The following is a 21,402-nucleotide window of genomic DNA, read 5'->3' as shown; positions in this document are numbered from 1 at the left end:
AAGCCCTAATGGTGATGAATCGCGATTACCCAGGGATGTGCGCCGGCATAGCCATGCAGGCGCCGCCCGGCCCGATGCTTATTTTGCCGCCGCTGTACGCCACTGTTTGATGTAATCCAGGCGTTTCACCGGTTGTAGGTACTCAAGCAGGCTTTCATCGACCGGGATTGGCTTTAACGCATCGCCCAACATTTGCGTCATGCCTTCAATATCATTCTTGCCTTCGATATCGTTACGGATGGAAGGAATATCAGCCTGATTGGCAAGAATGCTCTGCCCTTTTTCGGACAGCACATAGTTAAACCACAGTTTCGCCGCGTTGGGATGGGGCGCTTCACTGCTGATAAAGGAGACGCGCGACAGCACCAGGGTGTAATCCTTCGGATACACGATGCCCAGCGAAGGATCCGTTTTGGCCCGCGCTTCGGCATAGGAGCCCAGTATGTTGAAACCAATCAGATTTTCTCCTGATGACACCCTTTCCATCATGGTGCCGGTGGAAGACTGTACCGACAAACCGCCCTTGGCGACATCAGCCAGCGTAGTGAAATAATTCGGATCCTCCTTGGCGTCCTGTACCGACAACATAAACCCCAGCCCTGACTTTTCAATATCGTAGGTGGTGACCTTTCTGTTGAATTTGTCTGTCTGGCTGGCGATGAGTTTTGCCAGGTCAGCGTGCGAACCGGGTACGTCTCCCTGCGGGATCAGGCGTTTGTTATAGATAAACGCCACCGGCTCGTAGGTGGTGCCGTAGGCTTTCTCTTTCCAAACGGCCCATTTAGGCAACTGGGCCTGCTCTGGAGAAGCGTATTCCAGCGCATAGTCGGCCGCCAGTTTCAGTGCGGTATCCATCGACGAGCTCCACAGCACATCGCCGCTGGCGCCACCCGACGCCTGTTCACTGATAAAACGGTTATACAATTCCGTGCTGTTCATATCGTTGTATTCGACCTTAACGCCCGGATACAGAGCTTCAAATCCCTGAATCAACGGACCGGCCGCTTTGGTGTCGGTAGTTGAGTACACGACAACCTTGCCCTCTTTCCCGGCGCCGTCAACGATGGCCTGATAGTCAGACGGATATCCTGCCGGAAATTCAGCGTAGGCGGGGACCGAACCCAGTATGGCGATCGCAATGATCACCGTGTCGATTTTTATCAACATACCAACCTCTGATTACATTTTTAGAACAAAATTAACATATAGTTGACAACTATTTTTTAGCAATGAGGTTGGTTTTTTATCTTTCGGTTTTGTGAGGCTGGGCGTTTTTTAGACGGCAAAATTTGCAATGCACTTATGCCGTCAGTTAAGTACGGTTGGCTTTTGGGGGGGAATTCCGTCTGGAGGGCAGCATTTCAAAAACGCGCCGCCGAATAGCGCGATCTTTAAATAACAGCGCGATCGTCAACGCGTTTCTTTTAGAAGAAGAAACGCACATATGGCCTGACCACCGCGCCAGGCCATACGGCGGCACAGCCGGCATGCATCAACAGCCGCCCGTACCGATCATGCGACGACGCATCTTACTTCAACAACGCTTTGGCCTTTGCCGCCACGTTATCAACCGTGAAGCCGAACTCTGCAAACAGCAACTCTGCCGGAGCGGATTCGCCGAAGCTTTCCATTCCTACAATCGCGCCGTTCAGGCCGACATACTTGTACCAGTAGTCCGCGATACCCGCTTCGATCGCCACGCGAGCCGATACCGCTTGCGGCAATACGGCCTCACGATAGGCTTCGTCCTGTTTGTCGAACGCATCGGTTGACGGCATGGACACCACGCGCACCTTATGCCCTTCCGCCGTCAGTTTGTCATAAGCGCCGACGGCCAGTTCCACTTCGGAACCCGTGGCGATCAGAATGACATCCGGCTGGCCGGCGCAGTCTTTCAGCACATAGGCGCCCTTCGCCACATCCGCCAATTGCTGCGCGCTGCGTTCCTGCTGAGCCAGATTCTGACGCGACAGGATCAATGCGGTCGGGCCGTCCTTACGTTCGATGGCGTATTTCCATGCCACCGCCGTTTCAACCTGATCGGCCGGACGCCAGACGCTCATATTCGGCGTAACGCGCAGGCTGGCCAACTGCTCGACCGGCTGGTGAGTCGGGCCGTCTTCGCCCAGGCCAATGGAGTCATGGGTATAGACGTAGATGCTGCGAATTTTCATCAGCGCCGCCATGCGGACCGCATTACGGGCATATTCCACAAACATCAGGAAAGTGGCGGTATAAGGGATAAAGCCGCCGTGCAGCGAAATGCCGTTGGCAATCGCCGTCATGCCGAACTCACGCACGCCGTAGTGGATGTAATTCCCGGCGGCATCCTTATCCAGCGACGTCGAACCAGACCACATCGTCAGGTTGCTTGGCGCCAGGTCGGCGGAGCCGCCCAGAAATTCCGGCAGCAGTTTACCGTAGGCTTCCAGCGCATTCTGCGACGCCTTGCGGCTGGCGATTTTCGCCGGGTTAGCCTGCAACTGCTCAATGAATTTCTGCGCATCGGCCTGCCAGTTATCCGGTAAATCGCCATTGGTGCGGCGTTTAAACTCGGCGGCCAGATCGGGATAAGCGCTGGCATAGGCGGCAAAGGCTTCATCCCAGGCCGCTTCTTTACGTTTGCCGGCCGCTTTCGCGTCCCACTCGGCATAAATTTCTGCGGGGATCTCAAACGGCGGATACTTCCAGCCCAGTTGTTCACGCACCGCCGCGACTTCGCTGTCGCCCAGCGGCGCGCCGTGGACGTCGTGCGTGCCGGCTTTATTCGGCGAACCGAAACCGATCACCGTTTTACACATCAACAGCGATGGCTTATCGGTAACCAGCCGCGCTTCGTTGATGGCGCGTTTAATCGCATCGGCATCGTGGCCGTCTACGCCGCGGACGACATGCCAGCCATATGCTTCAAAACGGGCGGCAGTATCATCGGTAAACCAGCCGTCTACGTGGCCGTCAATGGAAATGCCGTTGTCATCGTAAAATGCGGTCAGCTTGCCAAGTTTCATGGTGCCGGCCAGCGAGCAAACTTCGTGGGAAATCCCTTCCATCATGCAGCCGTCGCCCAGGAAGGCATAGGTGTAATGATCGACGATCTCATGGCCCGGACGGTTAAACTGCGCGGCCAGCGTACGTTCGGCAATCGCCATGCCGACCGCGTTGGCGATGCCCTGGCCCAGCGGCCCGGTGGTGGTTTCCACGCCTGGGGTGTAACCATATTCAGGGTGACCGGGGGTTTTGGAGTGCAGTTGACGGAAGTTTTTCAACTCTTCGATCGACAGGTCATAACCTGTGAGATGAAGCAGGCTATAGATCAGCATTGAAGCGTGGCCGTTGGACAGGACAAAGCGGTCGCGGTTGGCCCAATGCGGATCAGCAGGATTATGGTTAAGGTAATCGCGCCACAGGACTTCGGCGATATCCGCCATCCCCATCGGGGCGCCTGGGTGACCGGATTTAGCTTTTTGCACACTATCCATACTCAGCGCACGGATAGCATTGGCAAGTTCTTTACGAGAGGACATGCTTTACTCCAGATCGGATTGAACAGATGTCTTATCAGACATAGATATATTAATCAACACGTTAGCCAAGAAAGGCACAGAAAAGATGACTACAAATGTACATTAAAATCAAGGCGAATGCACATGGAACCGTGAGCAAAAACAGTAGATCTCATCGCCGATTTACCGGCCCCTATTTTTAGGCCGCACCGGTTATTGATCGCAATGCCGCCGGCTGATGCTTGATAGGGAAATAACTATCGGATATAAATCAGAATAATGACCTATTGGCCGATAATATTTTCCGCTATGTTTGCACCGCATTTCTTTTTTTATACACCACTATCGTAGGGAGATGATGTTATGACACCTCGAATTTCTTTGCCTTTGCTTGCTCTAAGTATTACCGCTTTACTCAGCGGCTGCCAGAATCTCGACTCCGGCGCATTACTGCAGTCCGGCGCCCAGGCATTTCAGGCCGCCACGCTAACCGACGATCAGGTGAAAACGCTGAGTAACCAATCCTGCGAGCAGATGGATAAAGAGGCTCAGATCGCCCCCGCCAATAGCGCGTATACAAAGCGCCTGAATAAAATTGCGGATGCGTTAGGGCACGATATTAACGGCACGCCGGCCAACTATAAGGTCTACCTAACAAAGGATGTGAATGCCTGGGCGATGGCAAATGGATGCATCCGCGTGTACAGCGGCCTGATGGATATGATGACGGATAATGAAGTCGAAGGCGTTCTGGGACACGAAATGGGTCACGTTGCGCTAGGCCACACCCGGAAAGCCATGCAGGTTGCTTACGCCGCCACGGCCGCACGCTCGGCCGCCGCTTCCGCCGGCGGGGTAGCTGCGTCGTTATCGCAGTCTCAAATCGCCGATCTGGGCGAAAAGCTGGTTAATGCGCAGTTCTCTCAGTCACAAGAGAAGCAGGCCGATGATTATTCGTTCGATCTGCTGAAAAAACGCGGCCTCAAACGGGAAGGACTGGCGACCAGCTTTGAAAAACTGGCCAAGCTGGATGCCGGGCGTGAAAGCAGCATGTTTGATTCCCATCCCGCATCGGAAGAGCGGGCCAAACATATCCGTGACCGCATTGCCGCTGAAAAGTAATGGCTTAGCAGGTTCATAACGTAAACACGACGAGTCACTCATCCACTATCCGGCATCTGGCATGATCGGATGCCGTCATACCAATGACGCCTTGCCGCCGTCGCCTTAACGTCAAAACCGTAACACCATGTGAAAACGCCGCGCCGGCAAATGATGAACGGATTATTCCCGCCATTTAATTTAGCAAGACAACCTTACCTTTTTAGCAAAGTTGAATAATTGCGGGAAAACATGCGGCAAGGACATACTTATTTGTCGAATAACTTCGCCTTGCTAATTCGCGGTTCGAAACAAAGCCTCGACAATGAGGATTATACTGATAAGCTTAGCTGTGAAATGGAACTCGAATTGACTTTATTGATAGGATATAACAATTAAAAATAATTAAATAATAGATTAAAACACCAATAAAATTATTATCGTTCCGCCATAAATAAGCTAGATTCATCTATTTTACAGATAGCAATAGCTTTACAAATCAAGCATACTACCGTACCTAAGGCTTTGATGTTTCGTCTGACAACATCATAAAGATTAAGCGCTTTTTCTATTTTTAAAATAACAATTTTATAATTATTTTAAAAACCATTGTTTTAACATTACATTAACGGTTGAGCGGTATTCACGGCGTTAGCCCCTGGTTGGTTGTATGTTCCTCATTAAATGATCGTTCATGTGTTAAGAATTATGGATGTCAGAATTTTCAGCAAATGCAGTTTCACAACCGTAGGCTTGCAAGAAATCCTTTCCAGCATTCCTGCGTTCTCGGTGAGACCCTCTACCAGGTTTACCCTTTCTCAGGGAAAGACAACCTGTATCTTTATCATTGACGGCAGCAGTGAAGGATTTGAGGAATATTACGAATCCGTCAGGACGCTTTTTTATAATATGACGTTGGCATTCGTTATCATCAATAATTCCCCTCGCCATGATCCTGTGTGTATTGATGACAAAACGGTTCTTATTTCCAAGTCATCACCAATAGACGTTCTTTATAGTTTCCTGGATTTCATACTTACACATAACAAAAATGCCCTCACGCCAGTCAGACTATCCAAATCAGAGTACGCCATTTTTCAGTATTGGATTGCGGGCTACAGCGTAGATATCATCTCGGAAATCATTGGTCTGAATAAAAAGTCCGTATTGAACAGCAAATCAAGATTATTGAATAAATATGGCGTTCAGGACAAAAATTCACTGCTGCTCATCGCTAAGATTCTCTTTAGGGATAACCCCATTGATGAATTGCCTTATTCGGCCGAGCCGACGGAAGATAGCGACGCGCTGGACTCACTGGCGTAATTAAAATAAAAAAGGATGCGCGCCAGACGCATCCTTAAGCCAATATACCCTTGGAGATAGGACGATGTTATTCGTCCTCTAAATAGGTATACCCATAGAGACCGGTTTCAAACTCTTCCAGGAACTGTGTCTGAAGATCCGTATCCAGGTTGGTCGCTTTTACCTGATCGCGGAAACGGGCCATCAATACTTCGGGATCGAGCTGAACATACTCCAACATATCGGCGACCGTGTTCCCTTCGTCCGACTCGTCAATCTCGACGGAGCCATCCTGAAAAACGAAGACATCGACGGTAGCGGTGTCGCCAAACAGGTTATGCATGTTCCCCAGAATCTCCTGGTACGCGCCGACCATGAAAAACCCCAATAAAGGCGGATTATCGGGATCGTACGGCGGCATCGGCATCGTTGTCGCGATACCATCGCCATCAATGTAATGATCGATGGAACCATCCGAGTCACAGGTAATATCCAGCAGCACCGCACGACGATCGGGTTGTTTATTCAGCCCTTCCAGCGGCATCACCGGAAACAGTTGGTCGATTCCCCATGCGTCCGGCATAGATTGGAAAAGCGAAAAATTGACGTACAGCTTATCGGCCATGCGCTCTTGCAGTTCATCAATAATCGGCCGGTGGGCGCGATTACTGGGATCCAACTGCTGCTGAATTTTCTGACAAATACTTAAATAAAGCTGTTCCGCTTTCGCCCGCTGGGTTAAATCCAGCATACCGTGCGTATATTGGGTATGCACATCATGCAGATCCATCTGGCTGTCATGCAGCCATTCGCGCAGAGAGCGGCGGTTGCCGGGCTGTTTAATTTCCAGCCAGGTCGACCACAGGCTTTCCAACGCGCGCGGCGCATCGTCATCAGGGACGGAGGGCTCGCTGAATTCATTACGCTCCACCCCGATAATATTGGAGACCAATACGGTGTGATGCGCCGTTACCGCCCTGCCCGACTCGGTGATCACCGTCGGATGCGGCAACCCATATTCGTTGCAGGCATCGCCAATGCCCCAAATCACGTTGTTGGCATATTCATTCAGACCGTAGTTTACCGAACAGTCCGACTGAGAGCGGGTTCCTTCATAATCCACCCCTAAGCCGCCGCCGACGTCGAAGCACTGAATGTTGACGCCCAGCTTGTGCAACTCAACGTAGAAACGGGCCGACTCACGGACCCCGGTGGCGATATCACGGATATTCGCCAACTGGGAGCCAAGATGGAAATGCAGAAGTTGCAGGCTATCCAGCCGGCCGGCCGCACGCAGCATTTCAACTAATTGCAATACCTGCGCCGCCGCCAGGCCGAATTTGGATTTTTCACCGCCGCTGGACTGCCATTTACCGGATCCCTGGGAAGCCAGCCGGGCGCGAACGCCAAGACGGGGCACCACGTTCAGACGCTCCGCTTCCTCCAGCACCAGCTTAATCTCGGACATTTTTTCAATGACCAGATATACTTTGTGCCCCAGTTTTTCGCCCACCAACGCCAAACGGATGTATTCACGGTCTTTGTAGCCGTTGCAGACAATCACCGTACGCGTCATTCCGGCGTGGCCCAGCACCGCCATTAGCTCCGCCTTTGAACCCGCTTCCAATCCCATGGGTTCGCCGGAGTTGACCAATGATTCAATCACACGGCGATGTTGATTGACCTTGATGGGGTAAACCAGAAAGTAACCGCCCTCATAGCCAAACGATTCGCGCGCCCGTTTAAACGCCGCATTAATGGAGCGCAAACGGTGCTGAAGAATTTGCGGAAAACAGAACAGCGCCGGCAAGCGTTGATGATTCTCTTCCTGCAGCTCTTTAACCAATTTGGCCAGATCGACGCGCGCTTCCGGCACATCGGGATCCGGACAGACGCTGATATGCCCTAATTCATTAACGTCGTAATAATTATTACCCCACCAGGCAATATTATAAGTACGAAGCATTTCGCTGGCATTCTGGTCATTCATGGCAACCTCCTGCATAGAGCGCAAGTTTTCATGTTTACCCGTCGCTGACGAGTCTTGATGAATCATGTCGTCAGACATAACAGACCCCTTCCTTTTTTTGTTCTGCTGATTGCATCAGCGCTTAAATAAACAGCTTGCATAAACATGTTCGTCACACTCCGCATCGGCAGGGAAAAACCTGGCTGAATACAGTATGCCGCCGTTTTATTACTCTTATTAGTGTAAAACACGTTGTCAGACTCCGTGGTACGGGTCAGTGAAAACTCATTGTGGAAATAACAGGAAAACCATTGCCAGAAGAATATTACACGCCCTGGCCGGGGAATAAGAGACGGATTAACCGGCCCTGGAGTCCTGAGTCGAATTTAAAGACCGGCAACTTCGGGCAAACAAAAAGAGGGGGTGAGCGTATGACGCTACAGCGTCAAAAGAAAAGCGTTGCGAGCGCAACACACTCAGTAAACAGCGGATCATTAATCCTATCACCTCCACATGCGCCGCAAGGAATGCAGTCAGCCATCAACTATAGCACATCACGGCCAACATACCGCTTGCCGTTTATACCGACATGATGCCGGAAAAGCAAAATGAAAATATGGCAGCCGCCCATTAGGCGAAAAATGGCTGACGATGAAAAGCGATGGGCGGTTAAAACCAAAAACTGCTGGTAATGAGTCCAAAATGTGACCTAAAATGGACGTCCAGATGTTAATCCATCTATACTGATTAACGGGTAAACTGCTTAACGGCTTTGATTTGAAGGTAAAAAAACTCATGGCTAAACACCTTTTTACGTCCGAGTCTGTCTCTGAGGGACACCCGGATAAAATTGCGGATCAGATCTCCGATGCCGTCCTTGACGCCATCCTGGAACAGGATCCTAAGGCGCGTGTCGCCTGTGAGACTTACGTAAAAACCGGTATGGTGTTAGTCGGTGGTGAAATCACGACCAGCGCCTGGGTAGATATTGAAGAGATTACCCGCCGTACTGTGCGCGATATTGGTTACGTTAATTCCGAAATGGGTTTTGATGCCAACTCCTGCGCGGTACTGAGCGCTATTGGCAAGCAATCGCCCGATATCAATCAGGGCGTAGACCGCAGCGATCCGTTGGAGCAAGGCGCGGGCGACCAGGGGCTGATGTTTGGTTATGCGACCAACGAAACAGATGTCCTGATGCCGGCGCCGATCACCTACGCGCATCGTCTGGTTCAGCGTCAATCTGAAGTGCGCAAAAACGGAACGCTGCCCTGGCTGCGTCCGGATGCGAAAAGTCAGGTTACATTCCTGTATGACGACGGCAAAATCGCCGGTATTGACGCCGTAGTCCTGTCCACGCAGCATTCTGAAGAGATCTCTCAGAAAGATCTGCATGACGCGGTAATGGAAGAGATCATCAAGCCGGTTCTTCCTGCTGAATGGCTTTCCGCCGGCACCAAATTCTTCATTAACCCGACCGGCCGTTTCGTTATCGGCGGCCCGATGGGGGACTGCGGTCTAACCGGTCGTAAAATTATTGTAGATACCTACGGCGGCGCGGCGCGTCACGGCGGTGGGGCATTCTCCGGTAAGGATCCGTCAAAAGTGGACCGTTCCGCCGCTTATGCCGCACGCTATGTGGCGAAAAACATCGTTGCCGCCGGCCTGGCGGATCGCTGTGAGATTCAGGTCTCTTACGCTATCGGCGTTGCCGAGCCGACGTCCATCATGATCGAGACTTTCGGCACGGAAAAAATCCCGACCGAAAAACTGACGCTGCTAGTGCGCGAGTTCTTCGATCTGCGCCCGTACGGTTTAATCCAGATGCTGGATCTGCTGCATCCGATCTACCAGGATACCGCGGCTTACGGCCACTTCGGCCGTGAGCACTTCCCGTGGGAAAAAACCGATAAAGCCGCGCAATTGCGCGAAGCCGCCGGGTTGTAATCATTAAGTCTGAACGGCGAACCAACGTTCGCCGTTTTTTTATCAGCCGTACATTGCCCGCTTTAGCTCTTTGCCCGCCATCGCCCTATTGCGCGAGACCACGCCCCGTTTTATGCTGCTTCGCATGAATACACCAAGAATTCCCATCGCTCACCATCAGGCCGTAATGCGTTGCCTGCGTGAAAAACTCCAGCAGGCCAATCTTACCCTGAACGCCGACTATCCCGAACCTGCCGTAAATTATCAGCAACGCGGTTCCATCGCCGGCACCGCCTGGCTGCAGCAATGGGAAATCCGGCTAAATCCCGTTTTATTGCAGGAAAACCAGCAAACCTTTATTGATGAGGTTGTGCCGCATGAATTGGCTCATCTGTTAGTCTTCGCACGCTTTGGCAAAGTCGCGCCGCATGGCAAAGAGTGGCGCTGGATGATGGAGACCGTGTTACGGACGCCGGCCAGACGAACGCACCAGTTTGCGGTGAAATCCGTCCAGGGCAAAACTTTCCCCTACCAGTGCGGCTGTCAGCAGCATCAGTTAACCGTGCGTCGTCATAATCGAGTGCTCCGCGGCGAAACAGAATATCGCTGCCGGCATTGCGGTAAAACATTACGTTTAGTCATAACAAATTCTGTTTAAAGGGAAATCCTCAGTTAAAAAAGCCAACTATTGCGTTTGCCTGTCGAAGTAACATCCGGTAGTCTGCCTGATTTATTGCCCGTGGAGTATGTTGGAATATGCTGCGCAAAACACTCGCTATCGCATCTGTTGGGCTTGGTCTGGTTTCCGCCGCCGCCTTTAGTCAAAACATTAATAACTTCACTCAGGCAAAAGCCGCCGCTGTAGAAGTCAACCAGGGAGCGCCGGGAACGTTTTATTGCGGTTGTGAAATCAAATGGCAGGGGAAAAAAGGCATTCCCGATCTCGCCTCCTGCGGTTATCAGGTAAGAAAAAGCGAACTGCGCGCCAACCGCATTGAGTGGGAACACGTCGTCCCCGCCTGGCAATTCGGTCATCAGCGCCAGTGCTGGCAAAATGGCGGTAGAAAGAATTGCAGTAAAGACCCGGTATACCGTGAAATGGAAACCGACTTGCATAACCTGCAACCCGCCATCGGCGAGGTCAACGCCGATCGCGGTAATTTCATGTACAGCCAATGGAACGGCGGGCAATCCGCGTACGGCCAGTGCGAAATGAAGATCGACTTCAAAAACAAATTGGCGGAGCCGCCCGCCCGCGCCCGCGGAGCCATCGCCCGCACCTATTTTTACATGCGGGATCGTTACCATTTGCGTCTATCCAGACAGCAAACTCAATTGTTTGAAGTCTGGGACAAACAATTCCCCGTCACGCAATGGGAATGTACCCGCGATCAACGCATCGCCGCGAAACAAGGGAATCATAACCCTTACGTTCAACAGGCTTGCCAGCAATAGCCTGTCTACCTACTATAACGATTTACCAGTAACATCGCCGCCGACAAGGCGGTGATGAGGTTAATGGCCTTCTATCGCTACCGTCATTCCGCGCGCGAAAATACGCGCTGTATTTTTAAACGCCGCCTGCGCAGGAATGACGGCGCTGCACGATATGATAGAGGTACGATTTTCCTATCACGGGCAATACCCTGCCCGGCTCGAATTCATTATTCATAAGGTCAGAACATCAACATGCGAATACCGCGCATTTTTCATCCTGAAACGCTGCCGGTCACCGGCGGTGAAGTTGAACTGAGCGAAGATGCGGCCAACCATGTTGGACGTGTTTTGCGGATGAATAGCGGGCAGCCGCTACAATTATTCGATGGCAGTAATCATATCTTTGACGCCGAAATTATTCAGGCGGACAAAAAAAGTGTGCGCGTACGCTTCACAGAAGGTAAGTTGGAAGACAAAGAGTCGCCGTTGCACCTGCACCTTGGGCAAGTCATGTCCCGCGGCGAAAAAATGGAATTCACCATTCAGAAGTCCATTGAACTGGGCGTGAATATTATTACGCCTCTGCTTTCTGAACGCTGCGGTGTAAAATTAGACGCGGACCGCCTGGAGAAAAAAATTGGCCAATGGCGGAAAATTGCGATAGCCGCCTGCGAACAGTGCGGCCGCAATCGCCTGCCGGAAGTGCGCCCGGTCATGACGCTGGAAAGCTGGTGCGCCGAACAGGATCCGGCGTTAAAACTCAACCTGCATCCACGAGCCACGCAAAGCATAAATACCTTGCCGTTGCCGGTAAATCAGGTTCGGTTGTTGATTGGCCCGGAGGGAGGTCTTTCCTCCCATGAAATTTCGATGACCTCAGAGTACGGATTTACCGATATCCTTTTGGGGCCACGCGTATTGCGTACAGAAACCACAGCGCTCACCGCGATTACTGCCTTACAGGTACGTTTCGGCGATCTGGGGTAAAGGAGAAAATAATGATCAAACTCGGTATCGTGATGGATCCTATCGACGCCATCAATATCAAGAAAGACACCAGTTTCGCCATGTTGCTGGAAGCACAGCGCCGTGGTTGGGAATTGCACTACATGGAGATGAACGATCTCTATCTTCATTCCGGCGTTGCCCGCGCCACCACCCGTCGCCTGAACGTGCAGTACGACTACGACGGCTGGTATGATTTCTCCGGTGAGCAGGACATCGCGCTGGAAGAGCTGGATGTTATTCTGATGCGTAAGGATCCGCCGTTCGATACGGAGTTCATTTACGCCACCTACATCCTGGAACGCGCGGAAGAACAAGGAACGCTGATCGTCAATAAGCCGCAGAGCCTGCGCGACTGCAACGAAAAACTCTTCACCGCCTGGTTCTCCCACCTGACGCCGGATACCCTGGTTACCCGTAGCGCGGACAAACTGCGCCAATTCCATCAGAAACATGGCGACGTCATCCTGAAACCGCTGGATGGCATGGGGGGCGCCTCCATTTTCCGTCTGAAAGAGGATGACGCCAACGTCTCGGTTATCATTGAAACGCTGACCGAACATGCCAGCCGTTATTGCATGGCGCAAAACTATCTGCCCGCGATTAAAGAGGGCGATAAACGCGTACTGGTGGTTGATGGAGAGCCCGTTCCCTACTGCCTGGCCCGCATTCCCAAAAGCGGAGAGACGCGCGGCAACCTGGCGGCCGGGGGACGAGGAGAAGCCCGCCCGCTAAGCGATAGCGACTGGCAGATTGCGAACGAAATCGCACCCACGCTGAAGCAGAAAGGCCTGATTTTTGTCGGTCTGGATATCATTGGCGATCGCCTGACCGAGATCAACGTCACCAGCCCAACCTGCGTACGTGAGATTGAAGCCGCTTATCCGGATATCTCCATCACCGGAATGCTTATGGACGCGATTAAGAAACGTCTGGCTGCGCGTAACAGCTAATGCGTTCACGGGCGATGTCTTCGCCGTAACGCATGAACGCCCGGCTCGTGCTTTTTTGACGGGCCGATCATCCAACGCCGACAGAGATCGATAAAAACACAATGAATTTACAGCATCACTTTCTCATTGCCATGCCAGCACTCCAAGATCCGGTATTTAAGCGTTCGGTGGTCTACATCTGCGAACATAACGAAGACGGCGCCATGGGATTGATCATCAACAAGCCCATGGAACAGTTTACTGTCGAAAATGTGCTGAAAAAATTGAAGATAAATCCGACTCCGCGCGATCCGTCGATCAAACTGGACAAGCCGGTTTTTTCCGGCGGACCGCTGGCTGACGATCGCGGGTTCATCCTGCATACGCCTTGCTCTGGTTTTGGCTCCAGCATCAGCATTTCCGAGGACACCATGATCACCACGTCGAAAGACGTGCTGGAAACATTGGGCACCGCGGATCAGCCGGAAAATATGCTGGTGGCGTTGGGCTACTCCGCCTGGGATGAAGGCCAACTCGAAAGCGAATTGCTGGACAATACCTGGCTCACCACGCCGGCGGATAAAGAGATACTGTTCCACACGCCCATTGCCGAACGCTGGCGGGCGGCGGCCAAAAAGCTGGGCGTGGATATTCATAATATCGCAACGGAAGCGGGACACGCCTGATGGCAAATCGCACCATTCTGGCTTTTGATTTCGGAACCAAAAGCATCGGGGTCGCCATCGGCCAGGAGATAACGCGCACGGCTCGTCCGTTAGCATCGTTCAAAGCTCAGGACGGCATACCCGACTGGCAAAAAGTGGAAAAATTATTGTCTGAATGGCAGCCGTCGCTGGTCGTGGTAGGACTGCCGCTCAATATGGATGGTACGGAACAGCCGCTGACCGCCAGAGCGCGGAAATTCGCCAATCGCCTGCATGGCCGCTTCGGCGTGCAGATCGCGCTGCATGACGAACGCTTGAGCACGGTAGAAGCGCGCGCCGGCCTTTTTGAACGCGGCGGCTTTCGAGCGCTGGATAAAGGCAGCGTTGACGCGGCATCGGCCGTCATTATTTTGGAAAGCTGGTTTGCAGGACAAAGCCAGTAAAGGGAAACTTATCAGCAGCGGCCCTGAATTGCGGGGCGCGCCGCCGTATTGCTTAAACAGCAAAAACTAAACGCGGGATGCGCCGGTTACTCGTCGGAAAACTCGCTGATAAAGCGCTCGACATCATTAACCATTGATTCCATCCCCACAAAGAAAGGCGAACGCTGGTGCAGCTTCTCTGGCGTAATATCCAGAATGCGGTTTTTACCATCGCTGGCTTTACCGCCCGCCTGTTCTGCCAGGAAAGCCATCGGATTGCATTCGTACAACAAACGCAGTTTGCCTTTCGGGTAACTTGCCGTGCTTGGATAGAGATAAATCCCGCCTTTCAGCAGGTTGCGATGGAAATCCGCGACCAAAGAGCCGATATAACGTGAAGTATACGGGCGCAACGTCGATTCATCTTGCTCCTGGCAGTACTTAATGTATTTCTTCACCCCCATAGGAAACTTGATGTAGTTCCCTTCGTTGATGGAGTACATATTCCCTTTTTCCGGGAAGCGGACCTTTTCATGAGACAGACAGAATACGCCGAGAGACGGATCGTAGGTAAAAGCATGCACGCCGTGCCCCGTGGTGTACACCAGCATGGTGGAGGATCCATAAACGATGTAGCCGGCGGCAACCTGCTTATTACCCGGCTGTAGAAAATCATCTTCCGTTACCGGGATCCCCAGCGGGGTGATGCGTCGGTAAATAGAGAATATCGTGCCGACGGATACGTTAACATCAATGTTGGAGGAGCCGTCCAGCGGATCCATCAAAACGACATATTTCGCGTTTTCAGCCCGTTCGCCGTCAAAGATAACTATTTCATCCTCTTCTTCAGAGGCAATACCTGCAACTTCACCACGCGCTTTTAAAGCGGCTTTCAATTTTTCATTGGCATACAGATCAAGTTTCATCTGTACTTCGCCCTGAACATTGGAAATACCGCTGGTACCTAAAATATCAACCAGGCCCGCCTTGTTAATATCGCGATGGATAATTTTGGCGCCCAGTTTGATAGCAGAGAGCAGCGCGGTAAGCTCACCGGTGGCATGAGAGAAATCGTGCTGTTTTTCGACGATAAATTCGCCTAACGTTTTCATAACACTATTCCAGAGTCTACGGATGAAAAGCGGTTTCATTTATTCACCGCCAACGTTTGCGAATGCAGTGTAGCCCAAAGAGAAAGTGAGTACCTAGTCAAATCCGTTTCTTATGATGGTTTCATAGGGTTAGAATGTGCGCAGACTCACTGTATAGATGGAAACTGTATGCGTATTCACATTTTAGGTATCTGCGGTACCTTTATGGGGGGGCTGGCAATGTTGGCTCGTTCATTAGGGCATCAGGTCACCGGTTCAGATGCAAACGTTTATCCCCCCATGAGTACCTTACTGGAAGAACAGGGAATCACGCTGATTCAAGGATACGATCCCGCCCAGTTAGAACCTCCTCCCGATCTGGTTATCGTCGGCAATGCGATGACACGCGGCAACCCTTGCGTCGAAGCCATGCTGGAACAAGGGCTTCCCTATATCTCCGGTCCGCAGTGGCTGCACGATTATGTCTTGCGCGATCGCTGGGTGATTGCGGTTGCCGGTACGCACGGCAAAACCACGACGGCGGGCATGGTCGCCTGGATCCTTGAAGATTGCGGTTACAAGCCGGGCTTCGTCATTGGCGGCGTACCGGGGAACTTCACCGTCTCGGCGCGTTTAGGCGATAGCCCGTTCATGGTGATCGAAGCTGATGAGTATGACTGCGCCTTTTTTGATAAGCGTTCCAAATTCGTCCACTACTGCCCGCGCACGCTGCTCCTCAACAACCTCGAATTCGATCATGCCGATATCTTTGATGACCTGAAAGCCATTCAGAAACAGTTCCATCATCTGGTACGTCTGGTTCCCGGCAGCGGAAAAATCATCCTTCCCACCAATGATATCCATCTCAAGCAAACCATGGCGATGGGCTGCTGGAGCGAACAGGAATTGGTCGGTGAAGACGGGGTGTGGAATGCGAAAAAAGTTTCGACCGATGCCAGCGAATATCAGGTTTACCTAAATGGCGAACTGGTCGGCGAAGTGCACTGGAGCCTGGTCGGCGAACACAATATGCATAACGGGCTGATGGCCATCGCCGCGGCGCATCACGTCGGCGTACTGCCTGCCGACGCCTGCCGCGCATTAGGCGGTTTCATTAATGCCCGCCGCCGTCTTGAGTTACGCGGAACGGCGCACGGCGTAAATGTTTATGATGATTTCGCCCACCACCCTACGGCGATCCTGGCGACCTTGGCGGCGCTGCGAGGAAAAGTGGGGGGAACCGCCCGTATCCTGGCGGTGCTTGAACCGCGTTCCAACACCATGAAGATGGGCATATGTAAAAACGAACTTGCGCCATCGCTGGGGCGCGCCGATGAAGTGTTCCTATTTCAGCCGCAGCATATTCCCTGGCAGGTTTCCGAGGTGGCTGAATCGTGCGTGCAACCCGCACATTGGAGCTCCGACATCGATACGCTGGTCGATATGATCGTAAAAGAGGCTCAGCCGGGCGATCATATATTAGTGATGAGTAACGGCGGGTTCGGCAACATCCACAATAAACTGCTGGATGCATTGCGGGCTAAAGCGCCGGCGGACACCGAGGCGGATAAATAGCAGCACCGCGCTTAGCTTTGTAGCAACTGAGGATGGGATCCCTCATCCTCAGACTGAGGACAAAGTATAAAGATTTACGTTCATTGCAAAACTCGTCATTCCTGCGAAGGCGGGAATTTTCCCGATATCAACGAGTACTTGAAGGCTGCTCGCAGCCTGTGCGGGGATGAGGGAAGCGATAACAGTTCGTCAGCAAAAAGGACGGGATTCCCGTCCTTTTCTATACTTTGCTTTCCAGCCAGTCAACATCGCTCAGCGGCTTATTGGCTCTGGCTAAAACCGTTCAGGCATCAAACGGATCGCGCAGAATAATGGTTTCGTCACGATCGGGGCCAGTAGAGATAATATCCACCGGAACGCCGGTCACTTCTTCCACGCGTTTAATGTAGTTCAGCGCGGCCTGCGGCAGCTTGCTAGGTTCTTTCACGCCAAACGTGCTTTCGGACCATCCCGGCATGGTTTCATAAATCGCTTCAATACCTTCCCAGCCATCTGCGGCCAGCGGAGTGGTATCCACTTCACGGCCATCGGGCATACGGTATCCGACGCAAAGTTTGACCTCTTTCAGGCCATCCAGCACGTCCAGCTTGGTCATACAGAAACCAGACAGGGAGTTGATCTGAACCGCACGGCGAACCGCAACGGCATCAAGCCAGCCGGTACGACGACGACGACCGGTAGTCGCGCCGAATTCGTTCCCTTTCTCAGTAAGGTAATCGCCAACGTCATCAAACAACTCCGTCGGGAATGGACCGGCGCCGACACGAGTGGAATAGGCTTTTACAATACCCAGAACGTAATCAACGTAACGCGGCCCCAAACCGGAACCGGTCGCAACGCCGCCCGCGGTAGTATTCGATGAGGTCACATACGGATAGGTGCCGTGGTCGATATCCAGCAGCGTGCCCTGAGCGCCTTCAAACATAACGAACTCGCCACGTTGATGGGCTTTATACAGCAGGTCGGATACGTCAACCACCATGCCGGTCAGGATATCGGCTATCGCCAGTACTTCATCCAGCACTTTCTGATAGTCAACCGCTTCGACTTTGTAATAGTTAACCAGTTGGAAATTATGGTATTCAACGATCTCTTTCAACTTAACGGCAAAAGCCTGTTTATCGAATAGATCGCCGACACGCAGCCCGCGACGGGCGACTTTATCTTCGTAGGCCGGACCAATGCCTCGCCCCGTCGTGCCGATCGCCTTCGCGCCACGTGCTTTTTCGCGCGCGTTGTCCAATGCGACATGATAAGGAAGAATCAACGGACAAGCTTCAGACAGCAGCAGACGTTCGCGTACCGGGACGCCGCGCGCTTCAAGATCCGTCATTTCCTTCATAAAGGCATCAGGCGCCAACACCACACCGTTACCGATGATGCTGACGACATTTTCACGCAAAATACCCGAGGGAATTAAATGAAGAACGGTTTTTTCACCGTTGATAACCAGAGTATGGCCAGCATTGTGGCCACCTTGGTAGCGCACAACATATTTAGCCCGTTCAGTCAGCAGGTCAACGACCTTGCCTTTACCTTCGTCACCCCATTGGGTGCCCAGTACGACGACGTTCTTACCCATCTCAAGAATCACCAGGTTGCTTAAAAAAAGATTCTAACATCTCATTTGCTCGCTTTCAGTACTTTTAGCACACGTTTGCCCACATTTTTTGAATGAAAATTAGCTGCCCATGCGGCTACGCAACATATAGTAGATAACACATCCGGCAACCACTATTCCACCGCCAAAACGCCGTAATGTGTTATCCGGCAGCTGCGCCATCGCCAAAATCATACGCCGCCAGATGCGGGGAAACAGTAAAGGCCCCAGCCCTTCGATGATCAATACCAGCCCCAGGGCCATCCAAACGGTTGCATTCATACAAAACTCCAAATAGAAAAAACGCCGACGTGTTTCAGGCCGTTGGCAACGTAGCCTTATGACCGCCGCCCTCGCGAACGCGGGATCTTTTTGATGGTTAACCAGTTGATTAACAGCAGGTTCCCGCCTGTGCGGGAATAACCGATTTGTAGACTAATCGATAGTCATCAAACGCGTTTCTAACGCCGTTCATAGCTGCCCGCCATAAAAAATCGCCAGGAGCGATTTTAAACGTCGTCCGCGACGGCCCGAAGGGTGACGGGCAGGACAGCCCGTCATAAAAAAGCCCGTTTTCACGGGCTTTAAGCAAGTCAGCATGGGAACCATTAATGACGGAGCGTTGTGTCTGGCGATTTCATGTAGCGGAAGAAATCACTGTCCGGACTCAGTACCATCACGTCCTGATTAGAGCTGAAACTGCTTTCATACGCACGAAGGCTACGAATGAAAGAGTAGAAGTCGGGATCTTCGCTGAACGCATTGGCAAACAGCTTCGCCGCTTCCGCATCGCCCTCGCCTCGGGTAATACGGCCTTGACGCTCTGCTTCCGCCAGCGTACGGGTAACTTCATAATCAGCCGTCGCTTTTAACTTCTCAGCTTCTTCCTGACCTTGCGAACGATGACGACGCGCTACCGCTTCACGCTCGGCGCGCATACGCTGGTAGATGGCATCGGACACTTCGGTCGGCAGGTTAATCTGCTTAATCCGCACGTCGATCACTTCAATGCCCAGCGCAGCCATACTGTTCGGGTTGACATGCGGCTGCGCGCCGGTCGTTTCCTCTGCGACGCGCGCCGCGGCGGAAGCAATCGCGTTATCCGCCTCGGTGGTCTCGCCGGTGCCGGTATTCAACGCATCACGCACATCGGTCATCAACTGACCGCGCGAATCGGTAACGATGCCTCTTAAATCCAGGCGGCCAATCTCAGAACGCAGACGGTCGCTGAATTTACGCTTGAGCAGAACTTCCGCCTGAGAAACATCGCCGCCGCCGGTTGCCAGATAGTAACGGCTGAAGTCGCTGATGCGCCATTTGATGTAGGAGTCGATAATCAGGTCTTTCTGCTCTTTGGTAATAAAACGATCGGCCTGATTTTCCATGGTCTGGATACGCGCATCCAACATTTTCACAGAATCGATAAACGGAATCTTAACCTGCAATCCCGGTGAATAAATCAGCGGTTTGTTTTCATCATCGCGCAATACTTTGCCAAAACGCATCACGATGCCACGCTGGCCTTCCTGCACCACAAACAGTGACGCATAGACCGCCATCAGTACCAGGATCAGGATAATTAGTAAGGGCTTACGCATCGATTATTCTCTCCCTACTCGAGTGATGTCATCACGCTGCGCATTTGCTCTGCGCTGATCCATGATATTTCCGTTATTACTACTGCTTCGCGTCTGACTGGTGCTGGCCGAGCCGCTGCTTGGCGTTGTCGGCAAACGCAGCGTATTGGAACCACTGTTGCTTGGCGTGCTTTCGGCGCCTTGCCCGCGCAGCATCTGATCCAACGGCAGCACCATCAGGTTGCCGCCTTTGTCGTTAACCAGCACTTTACGGGTATGGCTCAGCACTCGCTCCATGGTTTCAATGTACAAACGCTCGCGAGTAATCTCAGGCGCGGCCTTGTATTCCGGCAGCACCCGGGCAAAACGGGCTACTTCACCTTGAGCTTCCAGCACGGTACGGGTTTTATAAGCGCGGGACTCTTCCAGAATACGCTGGGCCTGACCGTTGGCGCGCGGCTGAACTTCATTCGCATAGGCTTCAGCTTCGCGAATGTATTGCTGCTCGTTTTCACGGGCGGCGATAGCATCATCAAACGCGGCCTTGACCTCTTCCGGCGGACGCGCCGTCTGGAAGTTCACGTCCAACAGGGTGATACCCATGTTGTACGGGCGCACCGTTTCTTCCAACACGCGCTGAGTGTCGGTACGTACGATGGTGCGGCCTTCCGTCAGGATTTTATCCATGGTGTACTTACCGATAACGCCGCGCAGGGCGCTATCCGTCGCCTGACGCAAGCTGTCATCCGCATTGGTCACGCTGAACAGATAACGTTCCGGCTCCGTCACGCGATACTGGACGTTCATTTCAACGCGGACCACGTTCTCGTCCGAAGTCAGCATAACGCCAGACGTCGCCAGTTCACGAACGGATTCCACGTTAACCGCTCTGACAGAGTCAATAAACGTTGGCTTCCAGTTCAGACCAGGTTCGACCTGATGACTGAATTTACCAAAACGCGTCACTACGCCGCGTTCCGCTTCCTTGATGGTATAGAAGCCGCTGGCGGCCCAGATGACGACGGCGGCCACCGCGACGATACCAACAACCCGTCCTCCAAGGCCAGAACCGCCGGAAGTTCCGCCGCTGCTGGAACCAGAGCCTTTACCACCTCCCAGATCGCCGAGTTTTTTGCTCAGTTTCCGGAAGATATCGTCTAAATCGGGTGGCCCCTGATCTCGGCCACCTTTATTGTTATTTCCGCCAGAGTTGCCGCTATTGTTATTGCTGCTCCCCCACGGGTCGCGGTCCTGTCCGTTATTACCGGGCTGATTCCACGCCATGTTTTAGCTC

General features: G+C 52.5%; 18 protein-coding genes. 10 read left to right on the top strand and 8 right to left on the bottom strand.

Annotated elements, in window-relative coordinates:
* Positions 1-78: 78 nt before the first annotated feature.
* Together HC231_RS03080 and tkt are read right to left on the bottom strand one after the other, a co-directional pair.
* The gene (locus HC231_RS03080) at positions 79-1,167 is read right to left on the bottom strand and encodes an ABC transporter substrate-binding protein (protein ID WP_208229673.1); all 1,089 of its coding nucleotides are present in this window, start codon (positions 1,165-1,167) and stop codon (positions 79-81) included.
* 362 nt (positions 1,168-1,529) lie between these two features.
* Entirely contained in the window at positions 1,530-3,524 is a 1,995-nt protein-coding gene (gene tkt, locus HC231_RS03075; protein ID WP_208229672.1) for a transketolase, read from the bottom strand.
* A gap of 342 nt (positions 3,525-3,866) precedes the next feature.
* Between tkt and loiP the strand changes: the two genes are divergently transcribed.
* Both loiP and HC231_RS03065 read left to right on the top strand, forming a co-directional pair.
* The gene (gene loiP / locus HC231_RS03070; protein WP_208229671.1) at positions 3,867-4,625 is read left to right on the top strand and encodes a metalloprotease LoiP; all 759 of its coding nucleotides are present in this window, start codon (positions 3,867-3,869) and stop codon (positions 4,623-4,625) included.
* A gap of 687 nt (positions 4,626-5,312) precedes the next feature.
* The gene (locus tag HC231_RS03065; protein ID WP_208229670.1) at positions 5,313-5,930 is read left to right on the top strand and encodes a LuxR C-terminal-related transcriptional regulator; all 618 of its coding nucleotides are present in this window, start codon (positions 5,313-5,315) and stop codon (positions 5,928-5,930) included.
* Positions 5,931-5,997: 67 nt separating this feature from the next.
* Here HC231_RS03065 and speA read toward each other — a convergent pair whose 3' ends face one another.
* Positions 5,998-7,977 (bottom strand): biosynthetic arginine decarboxylase, encoded by a 1,980-nt coding sequence (speA, locus tag HC231_RS03060; protein ID WP_208229669.1) that lies wholly within the window; start codon positions 7,975-7,977, stop codon positions 5,998-6,000.
* 696 nt (positions 7,978-8,673) lie between these two features.
* On the opposite strand from speA, the gene metK reads away from it, so the two are divergent.
* The 7 genes from metK to ruvX all read left to right on the top strand — a co-directional run bounded on the left by metK (position 8,674) and on the right by ruvX (position 14,286).
* Complete coding sequence (gene metK / locus HC231_RS03055) at positions 8,674-9,825, top strand: methionine adenosyltransferase (RefSeq protein ID WP_208229668.1); 1,152 nt, start codon at positions 8,674-8,676, stop codon at positions 9,823-9,825.
* 124 nt (positions 9,826-9,949) lie between these two features.
* The gene (locus tag HC231_RS03050; protein ID WP_208229667.1) at positions 9,950-10,462 is read left to right on the top strand and encodes a SprT family zinc-dependent metalloprotease; all 513 of its coding nucleotides are present in this window, start codon (positions 9,950-9,952) and stop codon (positions 10,460-10,462) included.
* A gap of 98 nt (positions 10,463-10,560) precedes the next feature.
* Positions 10,561-11,259, top strand: coding sequence for a deoxyribonuclease I (gene endA, locus HC231_RS03045; RefSeq protein WP_208229666.1), 699 nt, complete (start codon positions 10,561-10,563; stop codon positions 11,257-11,259).
* A 234-nt stretch (positions 11,260-11,493) separates the two neighbouring features.
* Positions 11,494-12,228 carry a 16S rRNA (uracil(1498)-N(3))-methyltransferase gene (rsmE, locus tag HC231_RS03040; protein WP_208229665.1) on the top strand — a complete coding sequence of 245 codons (735 nt, stop codon included), beginning with the start codon at positions 11,494-11,496 and terminating at the stop codon, positions 12,226-12,228.
* Positions 12,229-12,239: 11 nt separating this feature from the next.
* Positions 12,240-13,199 carry a glutathione synthase gene (gshB, locus tag HC231_RS03035; RefSeq protein ID WP_208229664.1) on the top strand — a complete coding sequence of 320 codons (960 nt, stop codon included), beginning with the start codon at positions 12,240-12,242 and terminating at the stop codon, positions 13,197-13,199.
* Positions 13,200-13,300: 101 nt separating this feature from the next.
* Positions 13,301-13,864 (top strand): YqgE/AlgH family protein, encoded by a 564-nt coding sequence (locus tag HC231_RS03030; RefSeq protein ID WP_208229663.1) that lies wholly within the window; start codon positions 13,301-13,303, stop codon positions 13,862-13,864.
* Entirely contained in the window at positions 13,864-14,286 is a 423-nt protein-coding gene (gene ruvX / locus HC231_RS03025; RefSeq protein ID WP_208229662.1) for a Holliday junction resolvase RuvX, read from the top strand. Before HC231_RS03030 ends, ruvX begins: the two co-directional genes overlap by 1 nt.
* 86 nt (positions 14,287-14,372) lie before the next feature.
* On the opposite strand, the gene fbp is transcribed toward ruvX, so the two are convergent.
* A complete protein-coding gene (gene fbp, locus HC231_RS03020; RefSeq protein WP_208229661.1) occupies positions 14,373-15,377 on the bottom strand; it encodes a class 1 fructose-bisphosphatase in 1,005 nt (334 codons plus the stop codon).
* 168 nt (positions 15,378-15,545) lie between these two features.
* Here fbp and mpl point away from each other — a divergent pair, with 168 nt between their 5' ends.
* The gene (mpl, locus tag HC231_RS03015) at positions 15,546-16,931 is read left to right on the top strand and encodes a UDP-N-acetylmuramate:L-alanyl-gamma-D-glutamyl-meso-diaminopimelate ligase (protein ID WP_208229660.1); all 1,386 of its coding nucleotides are present in this window, start codon (positions 15,546-15,548) and stop codon (positions 16,929-16,931) included.
* Between the two features lie 283 nt (positions 16,932-17,214).
* Here mpl and HC231_RS03010 read toward each other — a convergent pair whose 3' ends face one another.
* The 4 genes from HC231_RS03010 to hflK all read right to left on the bottom strand — a co-directional run bounded on the left by HC231_RS03010 (position 17,215) and on the right by hflK (position 21,392).
* Complete coding sequence (locus tag HC231_RS03010) at positions 17,215-18,513, bottom strand: adenylosuccinate synthase (protein WP_208229659.1); 1,299 nt, start codon at positions 18,511-18,513, stop codon at positions 17,215-17,217.
* Positions 18,514-18,612: 99 nt separating this feature from the next.
* Positions 18,613-18,813, bottom strand: coding sequence for a DUF2065 domain-containing protein (locus HC231_RS03005; protein WP_109052663.1), 201 nt, complete (start codon positions 18,811-18,813; stop codon positions 18,613-18,615).
* A 326-nt stretch (positions 18,814-19,139) separates the two neighbouring features.
* Complete coding sequence (gene hflC, locus HC231_RS03000; protein ID WP_208229658.1) at positions 19,140-20,129, bottom strand: protease modulator HflC; 990 nt, start codon at positions 20,127-20,129, stop codon at positions 19,140-19,142.
* Positions 20,130-20,132: 3 nt separating this feature from the next.
* On the bottom strand, positions 20,133-21,392 hold the full coding sequence (hflK, locus tag HC231_RS02995; RefSeq protein ID WP_208229657.1) for an FtsH protease activity modulator HflK: 1,260 nt from the start codon (positions 21,390-21,392) through the stop codon (positions 20,133-20,135).
* Positions 21,393-21,402 lie beyond the last annotated feature (10 nt).

This window comes from Brenneria izadpanahii (genome assembly GCF_017569925.1).
GTDB lineage: Bacteria > Pseudomonadota > Gammaproteobacteria > Enterobacterales > Enterobacteriaceae > Brenneria > Brenneria izadpanahii.
This window is presented reverse-complemented; position numbering and strand designations above follow the sequence as displayed.